This is a genomic window from Enterococcus sp. 3G6_DIV0642, assembly GCF_002140635.1.
Lineage (GTDB): Bacteria > Bacillota > Bacilli > Lactobacillales > Enterococcaceae > Enterococcus_D > Enterococcus_D casseliflavus.
In genome coordinates this window covers 759,658-777,090 of record NZ_NGLH01000001.1, presented here as the reverse complement: position 1 = coordinate 777,090, position 17,433 = coordinate 759,658, and the positions used below count along the sequence as shown (strand labels likewise).

The 17,433-nt window shown below is 39.5% G+C and carries 17 protein-coding genes; 7 read left to right on the top strand and 10 right to left on the bottom strand.

Features of this window, described 5'->3' with window-relative positions; genetic code table 11:
* Nucleotides 1-305: 305 nt before the first annotated feature.
* The gene (locus A5878_RS03710; RefSeq protein ID WP_086294628.1) at nucleotides 306-1,265 is read right to left on the bottom strand and encodes an L-lactate dehydrogenase; all 960 of its coding nucleotides are present in this window, start codon (nucleotides 1,263-1,265) and stop codon (nucleotides 306-308) included.
* A gap of 94 nt (nucleotides 1,266-1,359) precedes the next feature.
* Complete coding sequence (locus A5878_RS03705) at nucleotides 1,360-2,328, bottom strand: TDT family transporter (protein ID WP_086294627.1); 969 nt, start codon at nucleotides 2,326-2,328, stop codon at nucleotides 1,360-1,362.
* A 150-nt stretch (nucleotides 2,329-2,478) separates the two neighbouring features.
* Between A5878_RS03705 and A5878_RS03700 the strand changes: the two genes are divergently transcribed.
* Nucleotides 2,479-3,306 carry a LysR family transcriptional regulator gene (locus A5878_RS03700; RefSeq protein WP_086294626.1) on the top strand — a complete coding sequence of 276 codons (828 nt, stop codon included), beginning with the start codon at nucleotides 2,479-2,481 and terminating at the stop codon, nucleotides 3,304-3,306.
* An 83-nt stretch (nucleotides 3,307-3,389) separates the two neighbouring features.
* Here A5878_RS03700 and A5878_RS03695 read toward each other — a convergent pair whose 3' ends face one another.
* Nucleotides 3,390-3,818, bottom strand: a complete 429-nt coding sequence (locus tag A5878_RS03695; RefSeq protein ID WP_086294625.1) for a GNAT family N-acetyltransferase — start codon at nucleotides 3,816-3,818, stop codon at nucleotides 3,390-3,392.
* Between the two features lie 182 nt (nucleotides 3,819-4,000).
* Nucleotides 4,001-4,717 (bottom strand): GntR family transcriptional regulator, encoded by a 717-nt coding sequence (locus A5878_RS03690; protein ID WP_086294624.1) that lies wholly within the window; start codon nucleotides 4,715-4,717, stop codon nucleotides 4,001-4,003.
* 148 nt (nucleotides 4,718-4,865) lie between these two features.
* On the opposite strand from A5878_RS03690, the gene A5878_RS03685 reads away from it, so the two are divergent.
* Nucleotides 4,866-6,275: a PTS transporter subunit EIIC gene (locus A5878_RS03685; protein WP_086294623.1), complete on the top strand. Its 1,410-nt coding sequence runs from the start codon at nucleotides 4,866-4,868 to the stop codon at nucleotides 6,273-6,275.
* Between the two features lie 11 nt (nucleotides 6,276-6,286).
* Nucleotides 6,287-7,378, top strand: a complete 1,092-nt coding sequence (locus A5878_RS03680) for an SGNH/GDSL hydrolase family protein (protein WP_236596213.1) — start codon at nucleotides 6,287-6,289, stop codon at nucleotides 7,376-7,378.
* Nucleotides 7,379-7,533: 155 nt separating this feature from the next.
* Here A5878_RS03680 and mngB read toward each other — a convergent pair whose 3' ends face one another.
* The 4 genes from mngB to A5878_RS03660 form a co-directional block, all read right to left on the bottom strand.
* Nucleotides 7,534-10,209 carry a mannosylglycerate hydrolase gene (mngB, locus tag A5878_RS03675; RefSeq protein WP_086294621.1) on the bottom strand — a complete coding sequence of 892 codons (2,676 nt, stop codon included), beginning with the start codon at nucleotides 10,207-10,209 and terminating at the stop codon, nucleotides 7,534-7,536.
* A 264-nt stretch (nucleotides 10,210-10,473) separates the two neighbouring features.
* Nucleotides 10,474-11,574, bottom strand: a complete 1,101-nt coding sequence (locus tag A5878_RS03670; protein WP_015509121.1) for a PTS fructose transporter subunit IIC — start codon at nucleotides 11,572-11,574, stop codon at nucleotides 10,474-10,476.
* An 18-nt stretch (nucleotides 11,575-11,592) separates the two neighbouring features.
* On the bottom strand, nucleotides 11,593-11,916 hold the full coding sequence (locus A5878_RS03665; RefSeq protein ID WP_005237427.1) for a PTS fructose transporter subunit IIB: 324 nt from the start codon (nucleotides 11,914-11,916) through the stop codon (nucleotides 11,593-11,595).
* On the bottom strand, nucleotides 11,913-12,374 hold the full coding sequence (locus A5878_RS03660; RefSeq protein WP_086294620.1) for a PTS sugar transporter subunit IIA: 462 nt from the start codon (nucleotides 12,372-12,374) through the stop codon (nucleotides 11,913-11,915). The genes A5878_RS03665 and A5878_RS03660 overlap by 4 nt, the downstream gene beginning before the upstream one ends.
* Before the next feature lie 247 nt (nucleotides 12,375-12,621).
* On the opposite strand from A5878_RS03660, the gene A5878_RS03655 reads away from it, so the two are divergent.
* Nucleotides 12,622-14,556 carry a BglG family transcription antiterminator gene (locus tag A5878_RS03655; protein ID WP_143353828.1) on the top strand — a complete coding sequence of 645 codons (1,935 nt, stop codon included), beginning with the start codon at nucleotides 12,622-12,624 and terminating at the stop codon, nucleotides 14,554-14,556.
* A gap of 168 nt (nucleotides 14,557-14,724) precedes the next feature.
* On the opposite strand, the gene A5878_RS03650 is transcribed toward A5878_RS03655, so the two are convergent.
* A complete protein-coding gene (locus A5878_RS03650) occupies nucleotides 14,725-15,315 on the bottom strand; it encodes a nucleotidyltransferase family protein (protein WP_086294618.1) in 591 nt (196 codons plus the stop codon).
* A gap of 379 nt (nucleotides 15,316-15,694) precedes the next feature.
* Between A5878_RS03650 and A5878_RS03645 the strand changes: the two genes are divergently transcribed.
* The 3 genes from A5878_RS03645 (at nucleotide 15,695) to A5878_RS03635 (ending at nucleotide 16,744) form a co-directional block, all read left to right on the top strand.
* The gene (locus A5878_RS03645) at nucleotides 15,695-16,015 is read left to right on the top strand and encodes a multidrug efflux SMR transporter (RefSeq protein WP_086294617.1); all 321 of its coding nucleotides are present in this window, start codon (nucleotides 15,695-15,697) and stop codon (nucleotides 16,013-16,015) included.
* Nucleotides 16,016-16,164: 149 nt separating this feature from the next.
* Entirely contained in the window at nucleotides 16,165-16,404 is a 240-nt protein-coding gene (locus tag A5878_RS03640) for a helix-turn-helix transcriptional regulator (RefSeq protein WP_086294616.1), read from the top strand.
* Nucleotides 16,394-16,744 carry a DUF2178 domain-containing protein gene (locus A5878_RS03635; protein WP_086294615.1) on the top strand — a complete coding sequence of 117 codons (351 nt, stop codon included), beginning with the start codon at nucleotides 16,394-16,396 and terminating at the stop codon, nucleotides 16,742-16,744. Before A5878_RS03640 ends, A5878_RS03635 begins: the two co-directional genes overlap by 11 nt.
* 206 nt (nucleotides 16,745-16,950) lie before the next feature.
* On the opposite strand, the gene A5878_RS03630 is transcribed toward A5878_RS03635, so the two are convergent.
* Nucleotides 16,951-17,433, bottom strand: a 483-nt coding sequence (locus A5878_RS03630; protein WP_143353836.1) for an LPXTG cell wall anchor domain-containing protein, incomplete at its 5' end; no start/stop codon positions are given.

The window sequence follows — 17,433 nt, the reverse complement described above, 5'->3', positions numbered from 1 at the left end:
CTGTTTTCCAAATATTGACAAAGTGTCACTTTTTGAAGAATACCACACAAGGTGACACTTTGTCACTTTTTACAACTCGGAAAGTTTGTAAGGTTGATCGATCATTCTTTTTCTGTCATTCACTGAGGATGTTTTTTTTAAAGGAGTGAGGAAAAAGAGAGTTGAATAGTGGGCGTTTCGCGTAAAATACGCCATTTCCTTTTAACATTCTTGGCTAGATGTAAAAAAAGCATGGCCGACCGTAAATAGTCGAACCATGCTTGGCAAAAACGAACACGAGGTTTTCATTACTGGTATTCTTGAGATCAGCTGACTTTGCTTTGTCCAATTGTGGAAATTACTGCTCGTAACTGATGACACGAAGTATCAAACTGCCGTTTTTCCTCAGGGGTAAGCGTCAATTCAATAATTTCGCGGACGCCGTTTTGGTCCACGACTGCAGGAACCCCTGTGAATAAATCGTTGATGCCATATTCCCCATTAAGGTAGGAAGATACCGGCAGAATCGCTTGCTCATCATTTAAGATCGCTCGAACGATTCTTGCGACACTCATCCCTATCCCGTAAAAAGTTGCTTGTTTTCGATCGATGATTTCATAGGCAGCATTTTTTACTCGTTCAGAAAGAACCGCTAAATCGGCAACGGTCAAACGATCCTTTTGCTTGATCAATTCTAGGATCGGTTGCCCACCGATCGTTGTATGGGACCAGACAGCGACTTCCGAATCACCGTGTTCCCCAATGATATACCCATGAATATTCCGTGGATCGATGGCTAATTTTGCCGCCACTTCTTTTCGAAGTCTTGTGGTATCGAGGGTCGTTCCCGTACCAACGACACGATTGGCTGGCAACCCTGACACACGCCATGCTTGATAAGTTAAGACATCGACTGGGTTTGAAGCGATGACAAGCACGCCATCAAAACCTGAAGCCATCACTTGTTTTGTGACGCTTGCCATAATTTCGGCGTTCACATCGATCAATTCAAGCCGTGTTTGTCCTGGCTTTTGGTTGACCCCTGCGGTAATAACGACGATGTCAGCATCTTTACATTCCGAATACTCTCCCGCCCAAACTTTGATGTTTTCTTGCCCCCATGACATACCGTCTAACAAATCGAGGGCTTCTCCTTCTGCTTTGTCCCGATTGACATCGATCAAGACCAATTCATTGATCAGTCCTTGATTGATCATGGAATACGCAATGCTCGTTCCAACGAAACCTGTTCCGACAACGACAACTTTTCTGCTTGTACTTTTCATGTGCGATCCCTTCCCTTTCTTTTCAAATACTTGTACTATTGTTTTGCGTATAGTACGCATTTTCTCAAAAAATAGATGATTTTTTTGTGTTTCCTTAGTAACTATGACCGGCAATCAGCGCTTTGGTTTGCTGATACAAATGAATTGCATATTTTCCTAACACATAGCTGACGACGATTACGGCAAAGCTTGTTTCAATAATCGTTAAGGCTTGTAGAAACCCAAATATCAGTGGGTGATTTGCAAAAAACAGTGCTGATTTGAACATTGCAGTCGCCGAGATCACAAGAGGAAACGTAAATGCCGCATAGCTTGGGTAAAACCCGACTGCCAGCATGTTTTTCATATAAGCGACGACAAAGAAATAAATCGTTTGTGACAATAACAGCATAAAGGCGACAAACCAAGCAGAGCCTTGTTCAAATACGGAAAGGTAACCTGCTAAGCAAAGAGAACCCGGCGCGGTTAAAATCGTGATCAATGGAACTGCCGCACGTTCCGTCAGTTTTTGATGGACGATTCGCTTTAAAATAATCGGCAAAAGTGCAAAATACAATACCAATGCGATCCAGACAATCACTTCTCCTAGCTCTTTAAAAAAGACAGCAGAAGTATTGGGAATGACGCCAATCCCGACGAAGGTAATAAACCAGCTTGGATAAATGTATTCCAGCGAAAGGTCGACAGGCAAAATATGCACGACAACAAAATAGATCATTAAAGCAAAATGTAAGCCGATAGCCCCCCACCAGAGCAGATCATTCACCACTGCATTGGGAATGACCCGTTCAAAAACAGTGGAAATCACCATCAGCGCCATCGTAAAGGTCGGCGCAACCGAAGCAACGATTGGGTTTTGCAACTCTGACATCGTGTGCTTAAATGTAAAGCATACTTTCAGAAGGAAGAGCCCCATGATGAAAATACCAAGGGTGCAAAACGCATTTCCAACCGTCTCCATTCCTTCTGAATACAATAAATTCCCCAAAGACACAGTGCCTAAAATCAAGCCGCAAATCGGGATTGGCAATGAATGTAAAAAATGCTGGATCGATGTTTTCATCAACTCATCCTTTCTTAATGTATGAAAATTTCAATTAAATTTGCTTTCTTTTTTCTCTACACTTATACTATAATCACCTGATAACTATTTGTAAAATTGTACTTTTAAATACTAATTATAAATTTTATTAATAATAAAGGAGTCCGCAAAATGATTGAATTGCTCAAAACCTTCATTGTTGTTTATGAAACTAGAAACTTTAGCCTTGCCGCCAAACAGCTCTATAAAACTCAGCCAACGATCTCCTTGCAAATCCAACGATTAGAGGCGGAACTTGGCTTCAAACTTTTTGAACGTAAAGGAAAACAATTGATTTTACCCACCAGCCAAGCGGAGTTTTTGTATCCTCGTGTGGTCGAGTCTCTCCGCTCATTGTCCACTATTTTTTCGCAAGCCAAAGACACCAAAAATTTTAAAACAGCGTGTGTGCTCGCTTGTTCAAATACCACCGCCGTCTACTTACTGCCCAGTATCATGGCGCAGCTGATTGAAGAATTTCCAACGTTTGCCTTTGAAATCAAAATCATGAATTCGCAAGAAGTAATCGATGCCGTCGAATCAAACAAAGCCCATATTGGCCTGATCGAAAAATCAATCGTTTCGCCATTGATCCAAAAAGAATTCGTCTATCGCGATGAATTGGTGTTAGCAGGCAACCTCGCTTCTGATTTTTGGGTCTTGCGGGAAAACGACTCGGGGATGTACTACATTAACGAAACCTATCTGTACGCACAGCACTTGCATCCGCAAATCATCAAAGCCAATAACAGCGAAGTGATTTTGTCCCTACTAAAACAAAACATCGGCAAATCGATCATCTCGAAACTCTCGTTACCACAAGAGTTGCCTTGGCAGGAACTTGATCCAGAGTACCGCTATCGTGATCTTTTTATCATTCAGAATCGTCAACGTGTGACGCCGGAAACCGGAGAGGTTTATGAGGAGATTAAACGGCTGTTGTTGGCATTGATTCCATAAATATTAGTCTTTTGAACCAATTAAAGTGAATACAAAAAAGACGCTGGAGTGTCGTTTGTCGCTCCTCCAGCGTCTTTTTATTTTTATAATTCCTTGATAAACCGTTTCTGTTCATGACTGCTATGATAGCCATGGTTTTCATAAAACCTGTGAGCAGCATGGCGTTTGACATTCGAATTTAATCGAATGCCTTGCATTCCTCGCTGTCTGGCTTCTTCTTCAATTGCAGACAGCAGCTTCCCACCAACACCTTGCTTTTGCACTTGATCGTCCACTACTAAACCTAGAATATTAAAAAATTGCCCAGCAGAATAAACTGTCGAATACGGCTGTGCTTCAATCATCCCAACTGCTTTCCCCTTTATTTCGGCGACCAGTAAGAGATGGTCCTCCTCAGCTAAGATTCTCTTTAGACCTTCGATCAATACTTCTTCTTCGATTGGATAGCCTAGTACCTTCGATAAGTGAGCTAGTTCTTTACGATCAGACAATGCTGCGGCTCTAATTTTCATAGTATTCTCCCGTCTTTTGGCTTTTTATTCGGTCTTGTTTTAGATAACTCACATTCATTTATCAACTTAGAAATTAATGACAGCTAGTTGATTTGTTAAAGTGCAATAGAAAAAAAGTATACAGACAGTGTACTAGAAATCACTTTGCTGTGATCTTTTATGTTATTTAGCTAAACCAGTTTTTAATTTTGATCAAATGAAATGAGTGCGTATTCGTTAGGTATATACCTGATTGTCGTATATTCGAATAATTTTCCCATATCATTATAGACCGCATTTTCCAGTATCCCCACACAATTATTTTTTCCCAAAGCTAATTCTTTAAAGTCAGAGTCTTTTGCAGACTCAACTTTCATAATGGATTTTGATGCAGCGATTTTAAAATCTAAGTTTTGTCTGATATGGTCGTAGATTGATCCGGCTATGATTTTCTCATTAAGTCCCTTAACAATACTTTTTTTGAAATAACTCGTATCTGACATCATCGCTTTCCCATCAATAATTCGTAATCGTTTCACAAGGTATACTCTTTCACCAACCGGAAATGAAATTTTTTTTGCTAATGAATCATCAACAGTCAACTCGCGAAATTCTTGCACAATTGTTTTTTTTTCGACCTCAGTGTCTGCGGATAGTGCCTTCAATCCTTGAAAATTTCCTACCTTGAAAGACTTCTTGTCAATCTCGATTCTTTCAAGAATAACTACCCCTCTTCCTTTCACACTATAAACCAATCCATCTTCATTAAGCAGTTGAATCGCTCGGCGAACTGTATTTCTGCTAGTACCAAATCGCTCAATTAACGCCATTTCGGTCGGTAAAACCATTGTATCGTTATAAAGTCCCTCATTAATTTCATTTTTCAAAGTGTCATATATATCCCGAAACTTATTCACCATAGTTCCACCTCACTCTTTCAGTTAATTATAGCATGATATCATTCTACCTATACAAAAAACTTAAATTTGTTTAAACAAATACTTGATTATTTGTTTAAACAAATTTAAAATGAGCGTAACCGGTTAAAAGAAATGAGGAGGTTTTATTATGAGTGACAAACAGTTAGCGGAGTACATGATTGAGTACGTTGGTGGAAAACATAATATCAAAAATGTGATCCACTGCATTACACGTGTTCGTTTCTATCTAGTGGACAAAGAGAAAGCCGATACAAATAAGATAAAAGAGTTGGATGGTGTAATGGGCGTCGTAGAAGCTCAAGGACAATATCAGGTGGTTGTTGGAAACAAAGTAAATGCTATTTACGAGGAAGTAATGCGTCAGTTAAACAATGATCAAGTCTTTGATTCTACAGAGGGAGTGGTAGAAAATGATTCCAATAGTGATTTTCTTCAGCTATTTCGAAATGGCTTCAATCAGTTTATTGGCATAATTACAGGTTCAATGATGCCCGTCATCGGTCTTCTTGCAGGAGCTGGAATAATCAAAGGATTACAAGCTTCGTTGGTGACGTTTGGTTTACTACAAGATAGTTCGCAATCTTATCTATTGATTAGTACGATTGCAGATGGCATTTTTTATTTTTTACCTGTCATCTTAGGTTTTACTGCGGCTCAAAAATTAAAGGTGAATCCTATTGTTCTGGCAGTCGTGGGTGCGATACTCATTCATCCAAATATAGTCACTATTGCTTCAAGTACAGCTGCGAAGGTCGCTATTTTTGGCATAGAATTTCCCATTATGAATTATACAGCTTCGGTTTTCCCTATTCTGGTCGCTGCTTGGTTAGCAACGTATGTTGAAAAGTTTTTAAAGAAAATTGTTCCTCTCGTGATTTCTTCCATTGTGTCACCAATCGTAGAAGTTCTGGTACTAAGCTTAGCCGTTCTTCTTATCATCGGACCAATCATAACGATTATTAGTGATGGGCTTGCATTCGGAATTAGTACCATTTTTGACTTTAATACGATTATTGGCGGAGCAGTCTATTGCGCACTTTTTCCAGTCTTAGTGGTCTTCGGCATGCACTGGCCATTGATTCCGATCATCGTCAACGATTTAACTGTCAACGGATTTAGTATGATGAATGCCTTCTCGTCTGTATTGATGATGGGTATTGCGGGTGAAACGTGCTCAATCGCATTAAAAACAAAAAAAGCTCAACTAAAACAAGTTGCCTTTGCTGCCACTCTTTCACAAATATGCGGTGTTGGCGAACCGGCAATCTATGGTATTCTACTAAAATACAAAAAAGTTTTCTATCTCGTGACCCTTTCAAATATTTTTGGTGGAGCTTTAGCAGGCTCCCTTCACTTGGTCAACTATGGATTCGCAGGTGGGGTTATAGGATTTGCCTCTTTTATCAACCCGGTTGCAGGGATCGATAACAACTTCTATGCTTATCTACTCTCTCATATAGGAACATTTTTGCTATCCTTTCTTTTGACTTGGCTTTTTGGTTTCAATGATAAAATGAAAGCTGCAGATGAACTGTAAGGTGATATATGATGAAAAAAATAATTTGGCATCAATTATTTTCTAATTACCAAGTACTAAACTTTTCTCCTAATGGACGTAAATTACGTTTGAGAATCAAGCAGCCGCTTTCTGGAAAACGATTAGCACTCGAACTTTGTAACCGCTATGACTCTTTTGATTTAAACGTAGAGTCGATAAAAATCAGTAGTGATCCGAGAACCCAACAATCTAGTGTTATTACCTTAGATAATCGACCACAATTCATTGTCCCAGCTGGGTCTACTTTATGGACAGATGACCTTGATTTTTCAGTAACCAAAGGAGCCGATATTCTGATAGAGGCATTATTTTCTAACGAGATCAATCGAGTATCTTCCTCGGCAAACTTACTGTCTGATCAATTAGTCCGTTCGAATATAAGAGAAACCAATAACTTTATTTTTGGTATTACTTCAGTTGCTCTAGAAACGAATGTTGATGCAAAAGTCATTGCTTTTTTCGGCGATTCTTTAACGAATCAAGGATATTTTAGTGATAGCGTCATCGACAATCTCAACAAGCGTGGTCTGGTTGCAACAAGCTTTAATGCTGGCATATCAGGCAATCGTCTGACACATGTTGGTTCAGGGATTTCTCGTTGGAAAGACAGCTTTGGCGTTGCAGGAATAAACAGGTTCCAAGCAGATGTCGTGGATCAAAAGCCAGACTTGATCGTTTCATTGATCGGGTTAAATGACTTATTTCATCCAGGAACTGGCTCACCGCTTTCAGAATTACCTACCAAAGAGGAGTTGATCCAACACTACAAAGTTCTAATAAGTCTGGCAAAAAAAGCCGACATTCCGTTTGTTCCCCTCACGCTTCCCCCTTTTAACTATTCTTACAACCAAGGAAAGCCGAGTTGGACCGAGGAAAAAGAAGCTATCCGAACTGCGTTTAATCAATGGTTAATGACGCAAGAAAATACGATCGATATCAATGATATGGTAAGAGATCCTTCTGATAAAACGAGATTAGCTTCTGCATTTGATTCGGGGGATCATCTGCATTTTTCTCAAACTGGAGGGGAAATTTTAGGAAAAGCTGTGGCTGAGAAAATTCTTTGCCTTTCATTGCTGTGAATTGATAGACTCTCAACAAAAACTGTTAAAAATAGTCAAAAATAAAACCTACCTCCCATACACATCTGGTTAAAATGTATACGGGAGGTTGACCTTTTCACTATGAATTTTCTTCAACTCTGCACTTGAATATCCTTACTCTCGATCACTAGCAATTATTCTACATACAATGTCACAAATTTTGCATGGCCTATCTTTTCAAGAGTGACTACATTCTTTTCCACAAGAAGTGCTTCTTTTGTAGCTTCTTTTAAATCGACTGTTTCTACTACGTTCACTGGATGGTTAAATGTGATCGTCGCGTGTCCAACTTCATCTAAAAGCCCATTGTATAGACGCAAAATATAACCTGGACGAGCTTCGGCTTTTTTCAATACACTTAGGGTCAAATTGCCATTGATCTCAAAAAGACTATAGTTTGCCGGTAAGGTTGGTTCAACCGGCCCTAAAGTAAAAATCAATCGGGAATTCAGGAATTCTGCGGATTGATAAAGCGTGATCGGTGTTACTGCTTGTTTGGCATGTTGTGCAACATTTGCTTGATCAAATCCTTGAGCAAAGTAAGCAACAGAGAAATCAAAATGCATCGTTTTGTGGCACTGCGCAGCTGGTGTCGCAATCACTGATTCTCCTGAAGCACGCCCTGGTCGATACAGTAGATTCTCTTTCCCCATGAAGCCATAGGTTCGGAAAATCGTTAAGCGAATCGTATCAAACGCTTCCCCCACGATCTCATATTCACGTACCCCCTGAGGCATGACTGCTACGCCATGGGACGCATCAAATAAACCGACAAAAGATTGACAAGTTTCTATAGCGATCGGCTTCTCATTCCATTGCTCTTTATTAGCTTCCCAAAGAGCCATTTCTTTTTCAAAAACAACCGGACGCTGCAACGTGCCAAACTGTTGGTCAGCCAGCGAAAATTTTGAGATAATTCCGGTATCAAATAGCACACATACCCGATGGCTATCCACTTGTTGGTTTTCAACCGTTAATTTGAAATCTATTTGTTGCGATTGTTTTTTTAACACAATCGTCAATTGGATCGGCAGTGAAGCCGAGACCTTCTTTTCTGCACGTTCAGCTAAATCCTTCGGAACCCTCAGCGTGAATGCCACATCAATCTTTTGGTAGATTGCTGATTGCTGAATCGAGATCGTTGGTTGCGCATCAATTGATGAAATCACAAAATCTTTCACAGGTGGTGAATAATTGAATGAATCACCATCGTCGCCATTTTCTTCAATGATCCCTTGATTTTGATAAAGCACCTGATTGGTTTTATCTAGAATATCCAACGAGCCATTGCTATTGACAGTGATCTGATAGTACTCATTTTCGATCGTATTGGTTGTAATCTCTTGCAATGGTGCACTTGTATCACCTTTTAAATCAATTGTCAGCTGGGTATACCCCATACTCGGCACGTTAGTCGTTTCTATGGCAATCTTTGCTTTATAGACTTTCTCCGGCAAATAGATCTCCTTGACTGGATCTAATATGTTCCCCTGATTCAACACATACTCCGTTTGGTCGGTAAGCTCTAAAACCGTATAAGGTAACGCCTGTCCTGACTGGTCAAGGATCGCAAATTCTTTTTGCGGCAAATAGACCTCTGCTTCGATCACCCCATTACGTTTTGTGTCATAGGTATTGAATAGCGTAAAAGTAATTTCTTTTGCTTGTGGGTTGTTGATTGCAGTAGAAATCTGTCGTAACGTCAATTCGACAAGATTCATAGAAATATCTCGCGCTTGCTTATAGCGCATATAGATATCTTCGTTGGTCGTATCAGAAACACAAGAACCAATCGAATCATGCGCCGCATTTTCAAACATTAACTTCCAAATCTCTATGACTGTTTCTACGGGGTACTCAAATCCTAATTGCATAGCCATGGTTAAGATAGGCTCCATGACATTGACTAAGTAATGTTGGATCTGAGTGTTCATCGCCTTCAAATCAGGACGTGAAGAAAAAATCGTTTTGTGAATTCGCATCAATTTGCCGTTGATCAGTTCACCAGCGATTTCTTCCAACTCAGGATGGCGTGCTTTGACCGCAGCAATGTATTTTTCAATCGTTGAAAATTGTAACTCATACTCATCCTGATACAGTTGATTCATTCGATCAACTAATTCTGGAAGATTTTCTCTAACTGGTGCTTGGTCGAAACCATTTGGAAAATACACTTGATCCGTTGCACTGCGTCCCCAAGTCGTTTTAAACGGTTCTTGATGTAAGAACTCTGCTAATTCTGCTTCTCGTTCAGGAATGGCACCGCCAATGTAGTACCCACTTGGGATCTGGTAAACATTGACCACAGAACCATCTTCTCCACGCCATTTGTACTCTGTGTGTTTAACATCGTCATCACTGACACCGCGCCAAAACATCGTGTCAGTGATACCAAACTCACGATAGATTTGTGGCATACTGGCTGCTTGTCCGAAAGAATCTGGCACATAGCCGACATTCATGTAGGTTCCGAATGCTTCACAAATTTTCATGCCATATAACATATTTCGAACAATGCTTTCTCCCGAGATCACTAATTGATCGGTTTGTGTGTACCATGGGCCAATGATCAATTTCCCTTGTTGAACAAGTTGTTGAATCCTTTCTTTGTCCTGTGGGCGCCATTTCAAGTAATCATCTAACAGAGAAGCCTGTCCATCTAAAATGAAACTTTCATAAGGATCATCCTTTTCTAGTTGTTCAATGACGTTTTTTAGATCGTGCATCAAATAGATTTTCGAGCGACTCGTCGTAAAATACCATTCGCGATCCCAATGACTGTGGGGTACGACATGTACTGTTTTTTTCATTCAATCATTCCTCTCCCGTGATAAAAAAAGGCACGTAACGATGGTTGTCCGTTCGTGCCTATTAATTTTTCTCAAATTTTTTTCCATCTGGTACGCATAATTTGATCCTTACATAAATGCTTCGAATTTTGAAAATCGTTTCTCTTCAAATACTCTTGTTTTCTTCCCCAAGTCTTGTCCTTGTCAGATACCTTAAAGCGTTCTTGAAAAATCACCTGCTCGTGCCTTTTCTTTTGCTACTATTTAGCTAATCAGCCTTGTTGCTTAATTTTCAAAGCTCACTTCAATATCATCGAGGGCAATATCTTCTGTTTGTTCTTCTTGCTTATTGAAATTCACGAATAAAGGTGCGACAAAACCGATGAAGGCTGCTCCTGCAAATAGTCCAATCAAATACGCCCAACCGTTTCCAACAGTGAAGAAGCCGTAGATTCCCCCAACTGGTGGCATTTTGTCATACATTCCTAATGCGATCCCCAAACCAGAAGCAATTGCACCTCCCAACATGTTGATCGGCACAAGCCGTAATGGATTGACTAATGTAAAAGGAATTGCTCCTTCTGTGATTCCGATGAACCCCATAATAAAGTTATTACGCCCGGCATCCAGTAGCTCTTTGTTGAATCGATTTTTGTGGAACAAAGTTGCTAAGGCATATCCAAATGGTACCGCACAAATCGCAACGTTCACGATGATGGCTGGTAAATAGACCCCTTCCGCTAGTAACACATTTCCTGCCATCCAAGCAGCTTTGTTTACAGGTCCCCCTAAGTCAGAGCCAATCATTGCCCCCATGATGACTGCCAGTAAAATTTTGTTAACGTCATTTTCAATCATGGTTCGGATCCATTCAACCAAACTAGTATTGATCCACGCCAATGGCTCAGAGAGTAAGGCGCCCATGACGATTGCTACAGACAATGTAGCAATCAAGGGTAAAATTACCAGCGGCATCACCCCAGCAAACGACTCCGGTAATTTGATATGTTCTTTCGCCCACTTCACTAAGTATCCTGCTAAGAACCCAGCAATAACTGCCCCTAAAAATCCAGCATTGGTGCTAGACGCGACTGCACCACCGATAAAGCCGGCACCTAGCGCAGCCTTATCTCCAACAGAATACGCGATAAAACCAGCCAAGACAGTATTGATCAAGCCGATTCCTGTCCACCCTACTTGTTCAATCAAATAAAGCGCATGTTTAAAGCCTTCCGTGTCAGCATAAGGATCTAAGCTTGTGATCCCCATACCAAGAGCAATCATTTTCGGAATGGCAACAACCAGTGAAGCACCAATAATCAATGGCAGTACAAAACTAATTCCACTCATCAAGTGGCCTTTTAAATCTGCTAGAACTCTTTTCATCATCCTTGCCTCTTTCCTTTAGTTTGCGTTTCTTTGTTCAACAGCAGCGACACATTTCTTCAGCACCGCTTCCGGTGCTTTGATACACGTATTGATATTTACTCGAATTTGCGGTTTTCCTTCAAACCGTTCCATCCCAACAACTTTTTGGTCAGTCGCTAAAAGCAAGAAATCTGCTTCTTTTGCTTCGGCTGCAGTGATCTCATTGACTTGCCCTAATGAGCCTTGCTGTTCGATCTTGACCTCATAGCCAAGTTTCGCACCAGCTTTTTCTAAAGCTTTTGCCGCCATCGGTGTATGTGCCAATCCAGCTGGACAGGCGGAAATTCCTACTATTTTCATACAATTTTCTCTCCCATCATTTCCTTTTTGATCAATTCTGCTAAATAAGCTTTGTCTTCTGATTGTTGAATCTGCTGGATGAATGTCTCTTCAAGCAATGCGGTTGCTAGGCGACTCAACATTTGCAGATGCACCGTTCCTTCATCTTTTTTAGGAACCATCAAAGCAAACACATTTTTGACTGCCGAATCATCGAAGGTTTCCCATTCGATGGCTTGCTCTAAACGAATAAACAAAACAGTCGGTTCCAAAACCGGTTCAGCTTTTGCATGTGGAATAGCAAAGCCTTCTTGTAAGCCGGTTGAATATTGTGCTTCCCGTTCAATGAATGCCGCACATGTATCTGCTGCATTGGTAACGATCCCTGATTCATAGGCATGATGCGCAATTACGTGAAACAGTTCTTCTTTTGATGTAACAGCCACATTCAAGAGAATATTTTTTTCCTGAAAATCCATCTCATCTGCTCCTTTCCTTTATTATGAAACCATTAGCGTAATTCGTGTGGTTTATTTTCTGTACACGTTTAATTTACGGTTTCTAATTCACGATGTAAACACAACAAATTTCCAATTCAAGTGGCAATCATTAGTAAAGCGTTTTCCAAAATGATTGCCAACTCTTCTGGAAATTTTCGGTACTGGTGAAGCATTTCATTCTTATTCTTTCTATTGTATGATGAGAAAGAGCACGGAGGTGAAACAAGTGTCAAAACTTGCTTATCAACGATTAGATGAACTAATGGAAGTATTAACTAGACAAACGGCTCCGCTACCAATGAAGGAGTTAACGAAAAGCTTCTCGATTTCTGAGCGAACGGTTCGGACCGACATTGCAAATTTGAATGATTTGTTAACAAATGTGGGTGCCTCCATCAAGTTAATTCGAGGACAAGGCTATTTGTTGTCTATTGGTTCAAAAGAACGATTTCATGACTGGTGGACTGAAAGTATGTCGACTACCGAGTCCTTTCTAACTACGAGTGAAGAACGACAAGCCTATCTACTTTTCCTTTTATTTAAGAATGAAAACCCTTTATCCTTAGATGATTTTCTTGATCGATTATTTATTAGTAAAAACACCTTTTACTCATACTTAAAAACGGCTCGAGACAATTTAGCGACCTATCAATTAAAAATAGTAAATCGTCCAAATATTGGCTTTGAAGTCTTGGGTAACGAATTCGCCAAGCGACAAGCAATCAGTGATCTGTTGATTGAAAAAGATCTCCAAGAGTATTTGGTGGGCTTTACGGAAATGGAACTTGAGTTGTTTGATACGATTGATCTGAACCGCTTGCAAGAATTGTCATTAAATCATCTGGCGCCCTTAGACTTGTTAGACTCTGACTACTATCATAAAAACATTCTTTCTCATTTTGCTTTAGCAATCAGTCGCTTTATAGCTGGCCATCAGATCAACGAATTTCCCTTGCACGTGCCCGCGCTCAAAGAAGACGCCCAGAAAGTTGTTGGTCACTTCTTAGAAGAAATCGATCATGCATTTGATATACAATTGACTGCTGGAGAAAAACAATACTTCATTTACTATCTTGCGATGAATGCACCACGTTTAGTTGAAACAGGCGATGCAAGCGAGTCTTCCACGAAAACTGCGAAAGCCATTGTGGAAGAATTATTAACTGCGATCAAACAGACGTCAAACTATGCGTTAGAGACAGACAAGATGCTAATAGAAGATTTGACATCTCATATTGAGGGCTTTATCAACATGAATCTAATGGATGCACGCCGTAGCAATCCATTGCTGGCAACGATCAGAAAATCTTTTCCACAGGCTTATGATTTATGTTTGACTCATTTAGAAACGGTAAGCCTGAAACACGGTTTTTATTTTTCTCCTGATGAGATCGGCTACATTGCTTTGCACATCGCAGGTGCTATGGAAAGGAGTTCTATCAGAAATCATCATAAACATCGCGTCATCCTTGTTTGCGGAACTGGTCGAGCCATGAGCCGTATTATTGAAGCAAAAATTATCAAGCACTATCAAGAAACGATCGAAGTCGTTGATCGCTTTTCTTACGTCGAGCTACAACAATGTGATCTTTCTTCGATTGATTTTGTGATCACAACCGTTCCATTAGAACAGTTCTCGGTTCCTTCTATTTATATCAACATGGCCAAGCTAGATAAAGAAATTGACAAAATCGAACCGTTTATTGAAACGCTCAGCGAAACAAAAGAAGGCATCTATTCATTGTTTCATAAAGCATTTTTTCTTCATGAAAATCATGTAGATAAAGAAACCTTACTAAAAAAAATGGCGCAGCAATTGTACCAAAAAGATTTTGTGCCCCAAGATTTTTATGACAGTGTGAAAAAACGAGAAGCAATTAATCAGACCAATATTAATGAGTGGCTTGCTATTCCCCACCCCATGACATTGATGGCAAAACGCTCAGCCGTTTCAGTGGCGATCATTCCTGATGGCGTTGATTGGGGAAATGGTGATTTGGTTAAATTCGTCTTTCTCTTTGCGATTCAAAAAGACGAATATGAAGATACCGAAGAAATCTATAGTCTTTTATTAGAGTTGATGGATCGTGAAGATATTCAACAAGCAATTTTGCAAAAAAGTGACTATCACCACTTTTTGAGCTGTATAAAGCAATTATAAAAGGAGCTGGGGAATCCAGCTCCTTTTGTTGATTCTAACTTAGGCGAGATACAAACAAACTATACTTATTGAATAGTGGTTTCTAAACTCAGAATGAATAGATCTATGTTAAAAATCAAGTAGGTTCTATCTAGAGTACTCTTTTTAACTTACTATATTCATCAATTGTTACTGCCAGCCAATCACACTAAGTTCTGGCCACTTCGAACACCATTTTTCAATCTTTTTTTCATAAACTTCCCGGGAAATCATCGCTTTGTTTGGTCTTACTATCCCAGAAAAGAGATCATACATGCCATAAGGGGCAAAAACCTGGAGCTTGCTTTCCTGATCGAAAAAAACACCGATCGAAGTTGCAGTACTGGGCCAAGTACTGATCGCTTCTTCAGTAGAGGTATATGCGGGAATAGAAAACCCGAATTCTTCTTCATACCATAGGTGCACCCTTGCCTCATTCTTTACATCCAGCGCATATTGATTTTGTTTAGTAGTTTTCACTATTTGTTCTAGTACCATTCGTTCTTTCTCTTGACTCAAATCTGTGTCAAAATAAACGATATCCACATCACTTATTCCGTAACCGATGGGCTTAGAAAAAAGATGATTCCATACAGACTGCGTGATACTTCCACCGCCGACATAAAGGTTTGGAATACCTAAAGCCGAGACATCTTTAATGATCTTGTAAAGAGTAGTATCTTTTTTCAAAATATCAATCAATACCGTTTCTTGAATAGCTAGACTCTTATTCTGATACATTGTTCTTCTCCTTCCCTAAAGATTATTTTTAACTAATTTTCAAAATAATTGTGAGATTCTATACCATCTAAATAAGATGCGAATGTATATTTAACTAGACTCTGACAAAACTTTTTTTACTTATAGATATTGTATCATTTTATTCAAAGTAATTGCTTTCAATAGAAAAAAATGACAACTATCAACTAAAAATCAAAAGAGCGATAGTTACCAACAATTTCCACTTATTTGACAATCCCACCCTTTTCAGCTAAGATTTTATTATTGTTACATTAATTCAATATCCAAACCACCACCGGGTGATAGAAGTGTTTGGTAAACTCATTAGGTCCTTGAAGAGTTTACTGGATGCTTATTTTTTTTGAGGAGGAAAAAGTATATGACATGGATGTATTTATTTTTAGGCGGTTTTTTTGAAGTGGTATGGGCTTCGACTATGAAGCTAAGTAATGGATTTACCCACTTTTGGTATAGTGTCTCTACACTACTCGGAATGATTTTCAGCTTTGGCTTCCTGGCTTTAGCGGTAAAAAACTTACCATTAAGTATTGCTTACCCCGTTTGGACAGGGATCGGCGCGGTGGGATCGATTATTGTGGGGGTCGTGTTCTTCAAAGACCAGCTATCCCTTCTTACTTGGGTGTTCGTTGCTTTATTAATAGTCGGGATTTTGGGCATCAAGTTTACCAGCGGACATTGATGATATCTAAAAAAAACAGCCGTCACTTCACTTCTGGCGGCTATTTTATGGTAATTCATTCAATTCCAGTATAAATATAGTTAGCTTCAGTATAACTAAACTTTACTTTTATATAACTATGGTTTACAATAGTTTTGGGAGGTGATCGTTTGAAAGAAGATTTTGGCGACTCTATTGCTAATAAAGTATATGAATATCGGGTGTTAGCTAGGCTTACTCAACAAGAACTTGCGGACAAAGTAGGTGTTTCAAAACAAACGATTTTTGTCATGGAAAAAGGCAACTACACGCCAACGCTTTTATTAGCCTATCGTCTAGCGAACGTTTTTCAAGTGAACATCACAGATTTATTTACTTATACAGAAGGAGAGAGGAAATATGGTCATTAAATCACTTTCGGATATTCCCGGCGCATTATTTTACCGTCTGAAAACATGGGCAGAATATTCTAATGCCAACTGGAACCTATTGCTAGGTATCGGCATGCTTTTACTGATTTTTGGCATTGCTTTGGTTTATATTTACACTAAAAAAATTGGCAAAGAAGATGAGCACTCGCAAAAAATTTATTACATCTCCACCATTGCGATGCTGCTAACGATCGTCTTTTTAGACATTCTCTTTCCAAAAGATTACATGTGGAATCAGTTCTTCCTTTACAAGTATGCTCTGGCTTTTATAGTGAGCGGGCTGAGTTTGGTTTATCAGTATAGAAAACAATTTTTATAAAAAAAAACTCGGTCCCTCTAAGATGGGAACCGAGTTTTTTTCTGTGATCAGTACCTGTTCATAGATCACTCACTTTTTATTCGCAGAAGGAAAGCAGAAAAACTGCAAACAATCGTAACATTCGAAAATTGTTTGCAGTTTCCTACCTCTAATTTAGTATAAGCAACACTCGATCAAAGCTTCTTCAAGCGTTTCTTCGATCCTTCTTACTCACTCTTTCTTTTTGAGCGTTTCATAAAGAGACCTAATAGTGATGCGACAACCAATGCCACTCCTCCATACAAACCGTACGGCGTTGCTTGTTCCCCAGTTTTCGGAAGAATTTTTTCACTAGTTGCTGTTTTTGTTGTTTCTGGTACTTTAGTCGTTGGTTCCTTATCAGTAGACGATGTCGTAACTTCTGGATTTGTCTGATCATTTGGTGTGTTGCTTGGCTCTTTTGATGGGTCTGTCGGTTCGGTTGGATTTTTTATATACGTCACAGTCAGTTCCCTATCTTCATCTTCCACAGTCAATCCTGTTTGTTCTTTGACCGTCGTAACATCTGCCGTGTAGCCATCAATATTCTTGCTTTTCACCGCATCAAAGGTCGTATCATCATCTTTAGCTTGCCATTCTCCAAAAGTTTTGTCACCTGTTGCTTCATTGGTAATGACAGTTCGTGTAAAAGTAACACTGTCCGTTTTGTC

Coding starts and splice junctions, on each gene's coding strand:
- A5878_RS03635 (WP_086294615.1), top strand. CDS start 16,394: ATGGTCATTAAATCACTTTCGGATATTCCCGGCGCATTATTTTACCGT.
- A5878_RS03660 (WP_086294620.1), bottom strand. CDS start 12,374: ATGGATTTTCAGGAAAAAAATATTCTCTTGAATGTGGCTGTTACATCA.
- A5878_RS03685 (WP_086294623.1), top strand. CDS start 4,866: ATGAGTGACAAACAGTTAGCGGAGTACATGATTGAGTACGTTGGTGGA.
- A5878_RS03645 (WP_086294617.1), top strand. CDS start 15,695: ATGACATGGATGTATTTATTTTTAGGCGGTTTTTTTGAAGTGGTATGG.
- A5878_RS03690 (WP_086294624.1), bottom strand. CDS start 4,717: ATGGTGAATAAGTTTCGGGATATATATGACACTTTGAAAAATGAAATT.
- mngB (WP_086294621.1), bottom strand. CDS start 10,209: ATGAAAAAAACAGTACATGTCGTACCCCACAGTCATTGGGATCGCGAA.
- A5878_RS03650 (WP_086294618.1), bottom strand. CDS start 15,315: ATGTATCAGAATAAGAGTCTAGCTATTCAAGAAACGGTATTGATTGAT.
- A5878_RS03695 (WP_086294625.1), bottom strand. CDS start 3,818: ATGAAAATTAGAGCCGCAGCATTGTCTGATCGTAAAGAACTAGCTCAC.
- A5878_RS03710 (WP_086294628.1), bottom strand. CDS start 1,265: ATGAAAAGTACAAGCAGAAAAGTTGTCGTTGTCGGAACAGGTTTCGTT.
- A5878_RS03665 (WP_005237427.1), bottom strand. CDS start 11,916: ATGAAAATAGTAGGAATTTCCGCCTGTCCAGCTGGATTGGCACATACA.
- A5878_RS03705 (WP_086294627.1), bottom strand. CDS start 2,328: ATGAAAACATCGATCCAGCATTTTTTACATTCATTGCCAATCCCGATT.
- A5878_RS03670 (WP_015509121.1), bottom strand. CDS start 11,574: ATGAAAAGAGTTCTAGCAGATTTAAAAGGCCACTTGATGAGTGGAATT.
- A5878_RS03700 (WP_086294626.1), top strand. CDS start 2,479: ATGATTGAATTGCTCAAAACCTTCATTGTTGTTTATGAAACTAGAAAC.
- A5878_RS03680 (WP_236596213.1), top strand. CDS start 6,287: ATGAAAAAAATAATTTGGCATCAATTATTTTCTAATTACCAAGTACTA.